The 14,308-nt window shown below is 30.0% G+C and carries 15 protein-coding genes; 7 read left to right on the plus strand and 8 right to left on the minus strand.

Translation table 11 applies throughout. The features are described 5' to 3' along the window. The first annotated feature begins 62 nt into the window (after positions 1-62). From FIA58_RS15935 to FIA58_RS15955, 5 genes are all read left to right on the plus strand, one after another. On the plus strand, positions 63-1,196 hold the full coding sequence (locus tag FIA58_RS15935) for an aminotransferase class I/II-fold pyridoxal phosphate-dependent enzyme (RefSeq protein ID WP_140963592.1): 1,134 nt from the start codon (positions 63-65) through the stop codon (positions 1,194-1,196). Between the two features lie 65 nt (positions 1,197-1,261). Continuing rightward, positions 1,262-1,882 (plus strand): dethiobiotin synthase, encoded by a 621-nt coding sequence (gene bioD / locus FIA58_RS15940; protein WP_140963594.1) that lies wholly within the window; start codon positions 1,262-1,264, stop codon positions 1,880-1,882. Positions 1,883-1,972: 90 nt separating this feature from the next. Beyond that, positions 1,973-3,244 carry an adenosylmethionine--8-amino-7-oxononanoate transaminase gene (bioA, locus tag FIA58_RS15945; protein ID WP_140963597.1) on the plus strand — a complete coding sequence of 424 codons (1,272 nt, stop codon included), beginning with the start codon at positions 1,973-1,975 and terminating at the stop codon, positions 3,242-3,244. A gap of 129 nt (positions 3,245-3,373) precedes the next feature. After that, the gene (locus tag FIA58_RS15950) at positions 3,374-4,525 is read left to right on the plus strand and encodes a beta-ketoacyl synthase N-terminal-like domain-containing protein (RefSeq protein WP_140963600.1); all 1,152 of its coding nucleotides are present in this window, start codon (positions 3,374-3,376) and stop codon (positions 4,523-4,525) included. A gap of 3 nt (positions 4,526-4,528) precedes the next feature. Then, positions 4,529-5,011 carry a hypothetical protein gene (locus FIA58_RS15955; RefSeq protein WP_140963602.1) on the plus strand — a complete coding sequence of 161 codons (483 nt, stop codon included), beginning with the start codon at positions 4,529-4,531 and terminating at the stop codon, positions 5,009-5,011. Positions 5,012-5,071: 60 nt separating this feature from the next. Here FIA58_RS15955 and FIA58_RS15960 read toward each other — a convergent pair whose 3' ends face one another. The 4 genes from FIA58_RS15960 to aspS form a co-directional block, all read right to left on the minus strand. Then, positions 5,072-5,272 carry a cold-shock protein gene (locus FIA58_RS15960; RefSeq protein WP_045969567.1) on the minus strand — a complete coding sequence of 67 codons (201 nt, stop codon included), beginning with the start codon at positions 5,270-5,272 and terminating at the stop codon, positions 5,072-5,074. Between the two features lie 75 nt (positions 5,273-5,347). Further along, on the minus strand, positions 5,348-5,581 hold the full coding sequence (locus FIA58_RS15965) for a hypothetical protein (protein ID WP_140963605.1): 234 nt from the start codon (positions 5,579-5,581) through the stop codon (positions 5,348-5,350). A 6-nt stretch (positions 5,582-5,587) separates the two neighbouring features. After that, entirely contained in the window at positions 5,588-6,244 is a 657-nt protein-coding gene (locus FIA58_RS15970) for a porin family protein (protein WP_165928935.1), read from the minus strand. 5 nt (positions 6,245-6,249) lie between these two features. Beyond that, positions 6,250-7,995, minus strand: a complete 1,746-nt coding sequence (gene aspS, locus FIA58_RS15975) for an aspartate--tRNA ligase (RefSeq protein ID WP_140963611.1) — start codon at positions 7,993-7,995, stop codon at positions 6,250-6,252. A gap of 94 nt (positions 7,996-8,089) precedes the next feature. Between aspS and FIA58_RS15980 the strand changes: the two genes are divergently transcribed. Beyond that, positions 8,090-9,094 carry a TlpA family protein disulfide reductase gene (locus FIA58_RS15980; protein WP_140963613.1) on the plus strand — a complete coding sequence of 335 codons (1,005 nt, stop codon included), beginning with the start codon at positions 8,090-8,092 and terminating at the stop codon, positions 9,092-9,094. A 162-nt stretch (positions 9,095-9,256) separates the two neighbouring features. Next, positions 9,257-9,601: a toxin-antitoxin system YwqK family antitoxin gene (locus tag FIA58_RS15985; RefSeq protein ID WP_140963616.1), complete on the plus strand. Its 345-nt coding sequence runs from the start codon at positions 9,257-9,259 to the stop codon at positions 9,599-9,601. Positions 9,602-9,727: 126 nt separating this feature from the next. Here FIA58_RS15985 and FIA58_RS15990 read toward each other — a convergent pair whose 3' ends face one another. From FIA58_RS15990 to recA, 4 genes are all read right to left on the minus strand, one after another. Continuing rightward, positions 9,728-11,542: a hypothetical protein gene (locus tag FIA58_RS15990; RefSeq protein ID WP_140963618.1), complete on the minus strand. Its 1,815-nt coding sequence runs from the start codon at positions 11,540-11,542 to the stop codon at positions 9,728-9,730. Continuing rightward, positions 11,539-12,081, minus strand: coding sequence for an RNA polymerase sigma factor (locus FIA58_RS15995; protein ID WP_140963620.1), 543 nt, complete (start codon positions 12,079-12,081; stop codon positions 11,539-11,541). The genes FIA58_RS15990 and FIA58_RS15995 overlap by 4 nt, the downstream gene beginning before the upstream one ends. A gap of 19 nt (positions 12,082-12,100) precedes the next feature. Further along, positions 12,101-12,505 (minus strand): hypothetical protein, encoded by a 405-nt coding sequence (locus tag FIA58_RS16000; protein ID WP_140963623.1) that lies wholly within the window; start codon positions 12,503-12,505, stop codon positions 12,101-12,103. A 264-nt stretch (positions 12,506-12,769) separates the two neighbouring features. Beyond that, on the minus strand, positions 12,770-13,774 hold the full coding sequence (recA, locus tag FIA58_RS16005; protein WP_140963625.1) for a recombinase RecA: 1,005 nt from the start codon (positions 13,772-13,774) through the stop codon (positions 12,770-12,772). Positions 13,775-14,308: the final 534 nt, after the last annotated feature.

Genomic DNA, 14,308 nt, shown 5'->3' on the forward strand with positions numbered 1-14,308 from the left:
TTTTTGAAAATTATATAAATAAGAAAGTCTTGCAATTTGTAAGACTTTCTTATTTTTGAGTTATGAAATTCCCAAAATCATTACAAGAAAAATTAAATACTCGTAAAGAAGATAATGCTTTACGAATATTAAAAAAACAGCACAGTTTAATAGATTTTGCTTCCAATGATTATTTAGGTTTTTCAAGAAATGAGATTATTTTTAAAAGCGTTCACCAATTTTTAGTTGATCGAAAACTATTTCAAAACGGTGCTACTGGTTCTCGATTGCTTTCAGGAAATCATGAGCTATATTTTGAAACCGAAACGTATATTTCACAATTTCATCAATCGGAAAGTGCATTGATTTTTAATTCTGGTTATGATGCCAATGTAGGTTTTTTTAGTTCGGTTCCCCAACGGAATGATGTTATTTTGTATGACGAATTGAGTCATGCTTCAATTCGTGATGGTATCCAAATGAGTCTGGCTAAAGCTTATAAATTCAAACACAATGATTTAGAAGATTTAGAGAAAGTAGTGCAACGCATTCAAACTGATTTTACTCAAATTTACATTGTTACTGAATCTGTCTTTTCAATGGATGGAGATTCACCAGATTTAGAAAAATTGGTGCAACTTTCAGAAAATTATAAGGCGTATTTGGTTATTGATGAAGCTCATGCTTTAGGAGTTTTTGGAACTAATGGAGAAGGAGTTGTTCAAAGTTTACAATTACATGATAAAATTTTTGCAAGAATCATGACTTTTGGGAAAGGATTAGGGTGTCATGGAGCTGCTATTTTGGGAAGTGAAGATTTGAAATCCTATTTGGTGAATTTTTCTAGAAGTTTAATTTATACAACAGCACTCTCACCTCATTCGGTTGCAACTATTTTAGTAGCTTATCAAGAATTGGCTAAAAGCCAAAATTTAATTCAAAAACTAAAAGACAATTCCAATTTTTTCAATGACTTAACTGCCAATTTGGAGCTTTCATTATTTAATTCCTCTGCTATAAAATCAATTGTTATTTCAGGAAATGAAAAAGTAAAACAAGTTTCTTCTCTTCTTTACGAAAAAGGATTTGATGTAAAACCCATTCTTTCTCCAACGGTTTTAGTGGGTCAAGAACGTCTTCGTTTTTGTTTGCATTCATACAATTCTAAAGACGAAATCAAAAAGAGCTTAGAACTTTTAGGAGACATTCTCAAATAAACTTCATAAAACCTTAATGCTCTTTGCCGATTCTTTGCGACCTTTGTATTTAAAACGAAAAGAGTATGAAACTATTTATAACCGGAATAGGAACTGATGTTGGTAAAACCATTGCATCAGCTATTATTACAGAAGCTTTAGAAGCAGATTATTGGAAACCCATTCAAGCAGGAGATTTACAAAACTCGGATACACATAAAGTTCAAAAATACATTTCAAACACTAAAACTATTTTTCATGAAAATAGTTATGCTTTAAACACACCTGCGAGTCCTCATTTGGCTGCGGAATTAGATAATCTAACAATTGATTTAAAAAAAATAAAAGAACCAAAAACTAAAAACCACTTAGTAATTGAAGGAGCTGGAGGTTTATTGGTTCCCTTAAATGAAAAAGATACCATTATCGATTTAATCCAACCCGATTATAAAGTTATTGTAATTTCAAGACACTATTTAGGAAGTATCAACCATACTTTACTAACAATTGAAGCCTTGCAAAACAAGAAAATTACTATTGCGGGTATTATTTTCAATGGAGACGAAAACAAAGCTACAGAAGAAATCATTCTTTCCAAAACAGGTTTGTTATTTTTAGGAAGAATAGAAAACGAACCTTATTTCGATAAAAATGTAATTTGTTATTATGCTGATCGATTCAGAGAAAATCTTTTAAAAATTAAATAAAAGAAGAAAGAGTAAAGGGAAAATAAAATAGACCTTTATCTTTGTATTTCACACAATTTTAACTGCTGATTTCTAAATTCTAACTTCAAAATGACACTTTCAGAAAAAGACACACTATACAATTGGCATCCTTATACACAACATAAAACGGCTTTCCCTCATCCAGTAATCATAAAAGGTCAAGGAGCTTTGCTTTGGGACGAACACGGTAAAGAGTATGTAGACGCTATTGCGAGTTGGTGGGTAAATCCTTTTGGACACTCAAACACCTTTATAGCAAAGGCTATTTATGCTCAACTGACACAATTGGAGCATGTACTCTTTGGAGGTTTTACGCATGAACCAGTAATTCAATTATCAGAGAAATTAAGCCAAATTCTGCCATCAAGTCAAAAAAAGTTTTTTTATTCTGATAATGGTTCAACAGCTGTTGAAGTAGCTCTAAAATGTGCCTTACAATATTTCTATAACAAAGGAGAAAAACGAACCAAAATTATTGCTTTTGAAAATGCCTTCCATGGAGATACTTTCGGTGCTATGGCTGCTAGTGGGATTTCTTTTTTTACCGATGCATTTCAAGGTTCTTTATTAGAAGTCGTTCGTATTCCTGTTCCAACTGTTGGGAACGAAGAAAAAGCAATCAAGGCATTAGAAGATTTGGTTAAAACCGAAGAATATGTAGCTTTTATATTTGAACCTTTAGTGCAAGGAGCAGCAGGAATGGTCATGTATTCAGCAACTGTTTTAGATCAATTAATTGCCATTGCAAAAAAACACCAAGTATTTACTATTGCAGACGAAGTAATGACAGGTTTTGGTAAAACAGGAAAAAACTTTGCTTGTGATTACTTAGAACAACAACCCGATATGATGTGCTTGTCAAAAGCACTTACAGGAGGAACTATTCCTATGGCTATCACTAGTTTTACAAAAGAGATTTATGATGGTTTTTATGATGATGACACTAATAAAGCTTTGTTTCACGGACATACTTTTACAGCAAACCCAACAGGTTGTGCAGCAGCTTTAGCTGCAATCCAACTTTTGGAAACCGAAGAAATGCAAGAGAATATCAATCAAGTGCATCAACAACATCTTGCTTTTGCAGAACGTATTAAGACGCATCATAAAGTGGCTTCTACAAGAGTTTTAGGAGTTATTTTTGCTTTAGAAATAAAATTGGAAGGCGAACACGATTATTATGGACCATTACGAAACAAATTATATAGCTTTTTCATTGAAAATGGTGTAATCATGAGACCTGTTGGTAACATTATCTATATTTTGCCACCTTATATTATTACTGATGTGCAACTCGAAAAAATCTATACAACCATAGAAAAAGCATTAGCTAGTATTTAATTTTGTTGGGAGCGAATGTCTCGGTATATTTGTAGTCCATTTTCCTGCTGTTCACTTTATCTTTTAAAACCTTACAGGTTATAAAAGGATGCCGTTACCATCAGGGCTATTTGAAAAACCATATACCTTTTGAAACAAAAAATTGCCATAACTGCCATAGCTTCAATTTCTGCTTTAGGAAATACTATAGAAGAAATTTGGAAAAGTTATCTAAATAACAAAACAGCAATTGCTAAAAGAAGCATTGGTCAACATGAAATCTGGACAGCAAGTTTGCCAAGTGAAATAACTTTAGAAATTCAAAAATTACAAACTTCTGATGCTAAATATCGTAATTTAGATAAATCGGTTTTGTATGCGATGTATGTGTCACGACAAGTAGCTCAAAAAGCAGGCTGGACAAACCAAGATACTTTTGGAATTAACATAGGCTCATCTAGAGGTGCTACTGAATTATTTGAAAAATACCACTCTGAATTTATAAATACTAATACAGTAAGTACTTTAGCCTCGCCCACAACAACATTAGGAAATATTTCGAGTTGGGTAGCCAATGATTTACAAAGCACAGGTCCAGAAATTTCGCATTCGATAACTTGCTCAACTTCTTTACATGCTTTATTAAATGGAGTGGCTTGGATGCATGCAGGAATGGTTGATAAATTTCTAGTTGGAGGTTCTGAAGCACCTTTAACTCCTTTTACGATTGCTCAAATGCAAGCTTTGAATATATATTCCAAACAACAAGATAATTATCCTTGTAAAGCCTTTGATTTGGATAAAAAACAGAATACTATGGTGTTGGGTGAAGGTGCTAGTGTTATTGCTTTAGAAATAGGTAAAAACGAAAATGCTTTAGCCTATATTGAAGGAATGGGTTATGCTACAGAAATTTTAAAACACAATATTTCTATTTCAACAGAAGCCGATTGTTTTCAAAAATCGATGAGGATGGCTTTGCAAAATACAACTTTAGAAGAAGTTGATGCTATTGTAATGCATGCACCGGGAACCATAAAAGGAGATTTATCAGAATTGAATGCTATCAAAAAAGTATTTGGTAGTAAGCTTCCTTTTCTAACTACAAATAAATGGAAAATAGGACATACTTTTGGTGCTTCTGGAATATTAAGTTTAGAACTAGGACTTTTAATGATTCAAAATCATGAAGCTATTTCAATTCCTTTTTATCAACAAGAAAAACCAAAAAAAATTAATAAAGTAGTAATTAATGCTGTTGGTTTTGGAGGAAATGCGGTAAGTATCTTAATTTCAAAGTAAAATATGGATTCAATAATTAGTTATAAAAAGAGTATTTCTTTTGTTAAGCGTTTTTTTGGTGTAGTATTAGCTGTTTTAGGTATTATTACGTTTTTAATAACAGGAAGTTTAATGTCTTTGATATTTATTATAATTGGTTTAGGACTTAATGTAGCTGAAGGATCGGAAATTAATTTATCAGCAAAAACATTTAGGACTTTTAATTCATTGTTTGGAGTTAAAATAGGAAGTTGGAAACCCATTCCAAATTTTGAATATATATCTGTATTTAAGACAAAAGAAAATCAAACGGTTAGAGTAGTAACAGCAGAAACCACTCAGAAATATGATGTTATTTTGGTCAACTTATTTTATAATAGGAATAAACATATGACTTTTTATAAAACGAATGATAAGAAAAAAGCGTTTGAGGTAGCAGATCATTTTAAATTGGCTTTAGAGATAGGTGTTTTAGATGCTACAGATAAAGAAAAGAAATGGTTATAAAAAAAGTCCTGCAATTGCAGGACTTTTAATCTTTCTAGGTAATCAAAAAATAATTATATATTAGTCTTCGATAACTACTACTTGAGCAGCTACTTTACCTTTTCTTCCTTCTTCTTCTTCGTAATTTACTCTCTCTCCTTGAGTTAAGGACTCAACTCTCATTCCACTTGCGTGTACGAAAATGTCTTTTCCTGTTTCTTCATCAGTGATGAAACCGTAACCTTTTTCTTCATTGAAGAATTTAACTGTGCCTGTTCGCATGTTGTAATATAAAATAATTAATAATAGTCAAAGATATACTTATTTGTGAAACAAACACGGTTTTGACTAAAAAAATTATTGATTTTCAGACTTTTCCTCTTCTTTCGGTAGGTTTTTTAATACAAAATCTTTAATATTCTTTTTTCTATATCTATGAAAAATAAATAAGGGCATTAAAACTAAAGAAAGTAAAAGAACACCTAATCCAATCCATTTATCACCTTCGGCATTTTCAGAATTCTTAAGTAAATAACCATAACCTACCAAACCAAAAAATGCTATAAGTAAGAATCTAAGTATGTATTTCATTTCAGTTTATAGTTTAAATTCATAACCTAAAATTAGACTGAAAGAATTGGTTTTTACGGTTCCATTTCCTTCAACAGGAACATCACTTATATTTAGTAAGCCTAAATTGTCCCTCAATTCAATACTAAGGTTATTTTTTTCAGTTATTTTGAATTTTTTACCAATTCCTAGTGACCAACCGAAGTCTACTTTTTTAAATACATCATTGCTATCTTCTTTTATTTTATCTCCATCCACTCTAGTAGTAGTATTTAGAAAAAAACCTACATAAGGACCAGAATTAATATAAAATAGTTTTTCTTTATCAAGATAGTAACGAAACAAAACTGGTAATGTAAGGTATTGTAAAGTTAGTTTTACTTTTAATTTACCTTGATTAAAAACAAAAGGATCCATGGAGTTTGAAAAAAAGGCAGCGTCAATTTTATTTTTGAAGCTTTTATTGTCATAATGTAAACCTGTAACAAATGAAAAATTTGTATTAATAGGTTTTTCAATGTCAATTCCTCCTACATAATTAAAATCATAATTATTTTGTTCTGCAATAGTATTCCCTCTTAAATTAGAAAATGTCGCACCAGAAGTAATACTTACAATAATATCGTTTTGCGCATTTAAAAATAAACTTGCGATTAATAACACAAATAAAAGCGATTTTTTCATCAGCATTATTTCAATTTAATATGTAACTCATCTAATTGCTTCTCATCAATTTTTGCAGGAGCATCAATCATAACATCTCTTCCAGAATTATTTTTAGGGAAAGCAATAAAGTCACGAATCGTTTCTTGGCCACCTAAAATAGAAACCAATCTGTCTAAACCAAAAGCTAATCCACCATGAGGAGGAGCTCCAAATTCGAAAGCATTCATTAAGAAACCAAATTGTGCTTGTGCTTCTTCTTTGCTAAAACCTAATAAATCAAACATTCTAGATTGTAATTCTCTATCGTGTATACGAATAGAGCCACCGCCTATTTCATTACCATTTAAAACCATATCATACGCATTGGCTCTTACTTTTCCGGGTTCTGTTTCGATTAATTTAATGTCTTCTGGTTTTGGAGAAGTAAAAGGATGGTGCATCGCGTGATAACGGCCACTTTCTTCATCCCATTCTAATAAAGGAAAGTCAATTACCCATAATGGAGCAAATTCATTCGATTTTCTTAATCCTAAACGAGTTGCTACTTCCATACGTAATGCAGAAAGCTGGGTTCTTGTTTTGTCTGCATTTCCAGAAAGTACTAATATTAAATCACCCGCTTTAGCATTAGTAGCTTCAGCCCATTTTTTTAAATCGTCTTGATCATAAAATTTATCTACTGAAGATTTGAAAGTTCCATCAGCTTCACATTTTACATAAACCATTCCAGAAGCTCCAACTTGAGGTCTTTTTACCCAATCAATTAAAGCATCAATTTCTTTTCTTGTATAAGAAGCACAACCAGGAGCGGCAATTCCAACCACTAATTCAGCGGTATTGAAAACTCCAAAGTCTTTATGTTTGGCAACAGTATTTAATTCACCAAATTTCATTTCAAAACGAATGTCTGGTTTGTCGTTTCCATAAGTTTTCATAGCATAATCATAAGTAATTCTAGGAAATTTTGCTACTTCAACTCCTTTTATTTCTTTTAGTAAATGACGTGTTAAACCTTCAAACATATCTAAAATATCTTCTTGTTCGACAAATGCCATTTCACAGTCAATTTGAGTAAATTCTGGTTGACGGTCAGCACGTAAATCTTCATCGCGGAAACATTTCACAATTTGGAAATACTTATCCATTCCGCCTACCATCAATAATTGCTTGAAAGTTTGAGGTGATTGTGGTAAAGCGTAAAATTGACCTTCATTCATTCTACTTGGAACCACAAAATCACGAGCACCTTCTGGAGTAGATTTGATTAAGTAAGGTGTTTCTATGTCGCAAAAACCTTTATCTGAAAGATATTTACGAACTTCCATGCTTACTTTATGACGAAATAGTAAATTATTTTTTACTGGATTTCTACGAATATCTAAATATCGATATTTCATTCTTAAATCTTCACCACCATCCGTTTCATCTTCGATAGTGAAAGGAGGAACCATAGCTTCATTTAAGATAGTTAACTCTGAAACTAAAATTTCAATTTCACCTGTTGGCATGTTTGGATTTTTAGACTCTCTTTCAATAACCTTACCTTTAATTTGAATAACAAATTCTCTACCTAAAGATTTTGCTTGTTCAAATACAGTTTTGTCTGTTCTTTTTTCATCGAAAATTAATTGAGTTAAACCATATCGATCTCTAAGATCGACCCAAATCATGAATCCTTTATCTCTTGATTTTTGTACCCAACCTGCTAATGTTACTTCTGTATTTATATGTGAAGCATTTAATTCTCCACAAGTATGACTTCTATACATTTTCTTAAAATTTATGCAAAAGTAATAACAAATATTAATTTTATCGCTTAAATTTATTAGATTTGAAGTTTATTTTTAATTCAATTTAAGTCTTATGAAAAAATTGGTGATATTATTCTTATTTGCAGTTTTATCTGTTAATGCTCAGGAAACTTCTCAAATGGTGTCTTTTGAGGGTAAAATAGCAAATCGTAATTCAGATTCAATAGTTCTAGCTACAAAAGGTTTTCAAAAAACTATACGTCTTTCTAAAAGAGGGCAATTTAAAGATGCTTTTGAAATTCCAACTGAGGGATTGTTTCAATTATTTGACGGATCTGAGACAACTTTACTATTTTTGAAAAATGGTTATAATTTAAAATTAACTATGGATGCAAAAAAGTTTGACGAATCTATTAAATATGAAGGAAATGGATCAAATGAGAATAATTACTTAGCTCAAAAAGCACTTACTGATGAGGTTTTTGAAAAAGATTTAGATTTGTTGTTTTTAGAAGATGAAGTTACTTTTAAGTCTGTTTTAGATAAAAAGAAAACAACCGATTTATCTCAATTACAAAGAGCAGCAGTTGATGCTTCTTTATCACAAATGTTAACTTCTATGATTCAACAAGAATCGATGATGTTAAGTCAGGTTTATACTCAGAAAAAAGTGGTACAAAAAATGAATGGATTAGTAAGTCCATCATTTAATTATGAAAATCATAAAGGAGGGAAAACCAAATTAGAAGATTTTAAAGGAAAGTATGTATATATAGATGTTTGGGCAACATGGTGTGGTCCTTGTAGAGCAGAAATTCCATTTTTAAAAAAGGTAGAAGAGAAGTTTCATGGAAAAGAAATCGTTTTTGTTAGTATTTCAGTAGATACACAAAAAGATCATGAAAAGTGGAAAAAATTTGTTAATGATAAACAATTAGGAGGTGTTCAATTATTTGCTGATAATAATTGGAATTCAGACTTCATAAAAGCATTTGGAATAAATTCTATACCTAGATTTATTTTAATAGGTCCAGATGGGAAAGTAATTTCTGCTGATGCGCATAGACCATCTTCGAAAGCTTTAGATTCTACATTAGGAGAGTTTTTCAATATGTAATATAAAATATTATAACATAAAGATAAAAAAATACCAATGTATAAGCATTGGTATTTTTTTATCCGTCATTTCAATGTTATCAAATTGTTAAGTAAAAGTTTGTTTTATGTAAAATATTTTATATATTTGTTATCTAATCATTAACCTATTAATTTAAAAGATATGAAAAAGATAGTAATTGCAGCAGTTTTATTGGTTTCTGGAATGATGACAGCTCAAGAAGTAAAGCCAAAATATGAAGTGGTAGATCAAATGGTTAAAGCTACTTATTTCTATGATAATGGTCAGGTTAAGCAAGAAGGATTTTATTTAGATGGTAAATTACATGGAAAATGGGTTTCATATAATCAGGATGGTTCTAAACAAGCTATGGGTGAATATGTAAAAGGAGATAAAACAGGAAAATGGTTTTTTTGGAATGATGCAGCCTTAAATGAAGTTGACTTTGCTAATAGTAGAATTGCAGAGGTTAAGAAATGGTCTAAAGAGGCTTTGGTAAAAAATTAAACAGGTATTTTATACTAACAAAAATTTACAAAATAAAAAAGTCCCATGAAATTGGGACTTTTTCAGTTTCACCTTTTTAATAAAAGAATGAAACACCTAACTAAAATTTAAGCTTAACCAAAAAAGTTAAAATTTAAAGCTTACTCCAGAATATAAACCAATTATATAGGGTTTAAAGTTTCCTGAATTAGAATTAAAAGTGTTGATTTGATATTTGAATACAGGTTGGACATTTAATTGAAATGATTTCCAAAAATTGTAGTTAAAACCCAAACCGATATTACTACTAAAATGTATATTGTTTAAATTATTTGCTTCACCAATTGACATTTCTGATCCTCTTGAAACTAAAGAAATGTTATTTTTGTTTAAAAGTAAAGTACTCATTCCTCCAATGAATTCGATGCCAATTTTTTTATCTAAAATTTTATAGCTTAACTCTAAAGGAATTTCTATATATCCCATTTCTTGATTTAGACTTGCTGTGTTAGAGGATTCACTTAAGTTTTCTACATCTGTTGATAGAATAGTTGCAGTTGATTCAGGTGTGCCTCTTAAAATAAGGTTTTGAGCATTACTGTTTTGAGCAATATTTAAGGAAGAAGCATTAACTTGTCCTAGTGAACTAGAGTAATAAACATCATTAGTATTGTAATTTATGTTAATAGAATTAACTCCTGAACGAATACTAATTTTATTTGTTATAGCATATTGTAAGCCCAAGCCAAAACTTAATGTTTTAGCATAGCTTTTTTGATTACTTGTAAACTGCTCGTCGATAGGTGAACCATTAGAAATTGAATTGAAATAAACGGGTGCAGCATTGCTGCTAACCACCCATTTACTTCTTTTCTCTTTTTCTTTTTCATCAGCATTCTTTCCCTCTTCCTTTTCTTTTAGCAATTGTTCTAAAGCATTTACCTCTGTTTCAACTTCGGCAACTACAGTAGTACTATCTTTGATAAAACCATCGTTTGATTTAGTTATATTTAATATATTATTTGGTTTATTGTTTGTAGTTTCAATAGTCGTATTTTCTTTATTAAAACTATTTATATCAACTGACTTGTTTTCTGTTATACTATTGTCTAATTTATTTTCTTTAGTATTGTTTCTAGTAATGCTACTTTTGAGGTTTATCTCGTTATCTATATCAGGTTTATTATTTTTGCTTTTTTCTGAGATTGCATTTGTTTTATTTGTGTAAAAAGCATCAATTACTTTTTCTTTATTAATCAAATTAGCCTTTTCAGCTGTACTTTCGTTAATGTTTGTTTCAGATGAGTTTTGTTGATTTTTAGAAACAATAATGCTCTCATTTTTGTTGGTATCATTCCATTTTAATGATTTATTAGAATTGTTTTCTTTGTCATTTGAAACGAGTGTTGATTTGTTAATCAAATTCTGATTTTCTTTTTCAAGTATATTTTGATTAGTGCTTCTTTTTTTGTTTTTATATGTTTCTAAAGGTTTGTCTTCTTTAGTGCTAATAACTAGAGTTTCATTTTTAGAATTGGCATCCTTTTCTTGGTTTTTTATTAAGTTTATTTTTTCTAATTTATCCTCGTTACTTATAGTTTTGTTTTTAGAATCAATACTGTTATCACTTTCAACTACTTCATTTTTATTTTCTATACTTTTATTCGTTTCTAGTTGATTTAAGTTTTCAAATTCATTTTTTTCTTTACTATTATCGAATACTACTTTTTCTTCTGTTTTATTGCTAATGGTATTTGATTCATAATTTAGTATTAAAAATAAGCCTATAAATAGTGAAGCGGCAATGCCAGAAGCTTTAAACCAAAACGGAATGACTCTTCTTTTTTTCTTTTTTTCTTCAATTTTTGAAGCGATTGTTTTCCAAGAATCTTCAGGAGGAGCTACCTCAAAGTCTTTAAATTTCTCTTGAAACAAACGCTCTATGTTTTTGTTCTCTTTCATTTTGTCTTTGGAATTGAAGCATCATTATTTGCTTCAATTTTATTTTTTAAAATAGCTTTAGCTCTTGCTAAGTTAGATTTTGATGTTCCAATATTAATTTCTAGCATCTCTGCAATTTCTTTGTGAGAATATCCATCCATCACGTAAAGATTAAATACTAGTCTATATCTATCTGGCAACTCTTGAATTATTTTTGTTAAAAAATCAAGAGATATTTGTTCATCATCTACTTCTATTTCTGAGTTATCTGGTAAATTTTCCGAAATAATTTCAAAAACACCTTGATTCCTGTATTGTAGAAGAATATGATTTATAACCACTCTTTTTGCCCAACCTTCAAATGATCCTTTGAAGTGAAATTGATTAATTTTTTCATATAAAATAATAAAACCTTCTTGTAAATTGTCTTGAGCTTCCTCGTAGCTTCTCGAATACTTAAGACAAACTGCAAATATCTTTGGACTTAGTAGTCTGTATATTTGCTCAAAAGCCTTAGTATTTCCTTTCTTACAATCATTTATGAGTTGGTCAATTATCAAAATTTTTATCTGTTTTTTATCAAATAACAGGAACTTCTACTTCATAATAAACATCTTCACCATTAGCATCTGTACCTTGCCAAAATTTAAATATATAAGAACCATTATTGGTAACATGAAAATCAAAAGAAACTTCTGCTAGTTCAGCATCAATTGGATTACAATTGTCTCTTTCAAAAACCACATTTCTAACAGCAATCGTTCTTGTGTTTAAATATTTGTCATAATATAAACCATCATAGGAATGACAATTAGAAGGTCTGTAATATTTTAGTTTTATTTCATAAACCCCATCCAGTTCAAAACTATCTGGCACAATTGCTTCTTCTACAGCTAATAATTCAAAATGGTATTTTTCTCCTTCATCAATACTGCATGAGTTTAATACTAAAAATATACTTAGTAAAAAAAGTATCTTTTTCATATGTCTAAATTTTATTTTTATTAGGGTATTGTTTTTATTTTATTATCTGAATAGTTTATTTTCCTATTTAATGAATTTTCATTTGTTTGGGTAAAAAAAGTTAGTAATGGCGATTTTGTATATTTTACCCTTTTTAAGTCATTATATTTTATCATCTTGAAAAAAAGATTATTTGTGTCTTTAGTCTTACTTTAAAGATGCAAATTTTTAAAGATGGTTGCGTATAAAAATAAAAAATCACGAATATTTCGTGATTTTTTATTTTTAAGCGTTATTGGCTTTTATGGTTTCTTTTATTTTTAGTTCTAGTTCATCCATTAGTTCTGGATTGTCTTTTATTAATGCTTTTACTGAATCTCTACCTTGTCCTAATTTTGTCTCGCCATAGCTAAACCAAGAGCCACTTTTTTTAACAATTTCAAACTCTACTGCTAAGTCTAATACTTCTCCTACTTTAGAGACACCTTCACCATACATGATGTCAAATTCAGCTGTTCTAAAAGGAGGTGCTACTTTGTTTTTTACAATTTTTACTTTCGTTCTATTTCCTATTACATTTTCGCCATCTTTAATTTGAGAAGATCTTCTAATATCTACTCTAATTGAAGCGTAAAATTTTAAAGCGTTTCCTCCTGTTGTAGTTTCTGGGCTTCCAAACATAACTCCAATTTTATCACGAAGCTGATTGATAAAGAAAACGGTACATTTGGTTTTGTGAATAGTTCCTGTTAATTTACGAAGTGCTTGTGACATTAAACGAGCATGTAATCCCATTTTGGAATCACCCATATCTCCTTCAATTTCGCTTTTTGGTGTTAAAGCAGCCACTGAGTCAATAACAACAATATCAACTGCACCTGAACGGATTAAACTTTCTGCAATTTCTAAGGCTTGTTCTCCGTTATCAGGTTGTGAAATAATTAAGTTGTCTATGTCAATCCCTAATTTTTCAGCATAAAAACGATCAAAAGCATGTTCAGCATCAATGAATGCAGCAATTCCACCTGCTTTTTGAGTTTCTGCAATTGCATGTAATGTTAAAGTGGTTTTACCAGAAGATTCAGGACCGTATATTTCAATAATTCTTCCTTTTGGATACCCATTTACACCAAGAGCTAAATCCAGACCCAAAGAACCCGAAGAAATGGTTTCTACTTCTTCTACAGCGGCATCACCCATTTTCATCACTGTTCCTTTTCCGTAGGTTTTATCTAATTTATCTAATGTTAATTGTAAGGCTTTTAATTTTGCGTCTTTATCTGTGCTCATAATCTATGAATTTTCCGTAAAAATACCTAATTTTTCTCTTTTTGCAATGAAAATTTATTAACAAGTTAAAATTAAGATTACGATTCTATTTTCATACTATTAGCATACACTATCCATGCCTTTAATATGCTTTTGATATGCCTTTATTATGGAGTAAGGATAAAGTAAGACCGGTCCTAAAATAGCTATACAGGTTATTAAACTAATCCTGCTTTAGCTATACAAATATAATTATTGAATAAGCTTTGTTCGAGTTTGGTTATGGTTTTGTTTGGAGGTTGTGGTACAACTTGTTTAAGGTTTGTTTTTGATTTTTTTTAAAAGAAGACTTTTTTTGAACGATGCTTAAATAAAAATCTTAACACAAACTACAGTTTTTATATAAATATAGTTAAAGTTGAAAAAAATATAAATCTAAAAGAACTTGGTTCTATTTTTGTTGCAGAAAAAAATAAAAGCCTTTTAACCAACCTTTTAGTGTTTTTTATACTTTTTATTATAAAAAAAGAACGGTTTATATGTAACAAAAAGACA

The sequence above is a fragment of the Flavobacterium jejuense genome (assembly GCF_006491595.2).
GTDB lineage: Bacteria > Bacteroidota > Bacteroidia > Flavobacteriales > Flavobacteriaceae > Flavobacterium > Flavobacterium jejuense.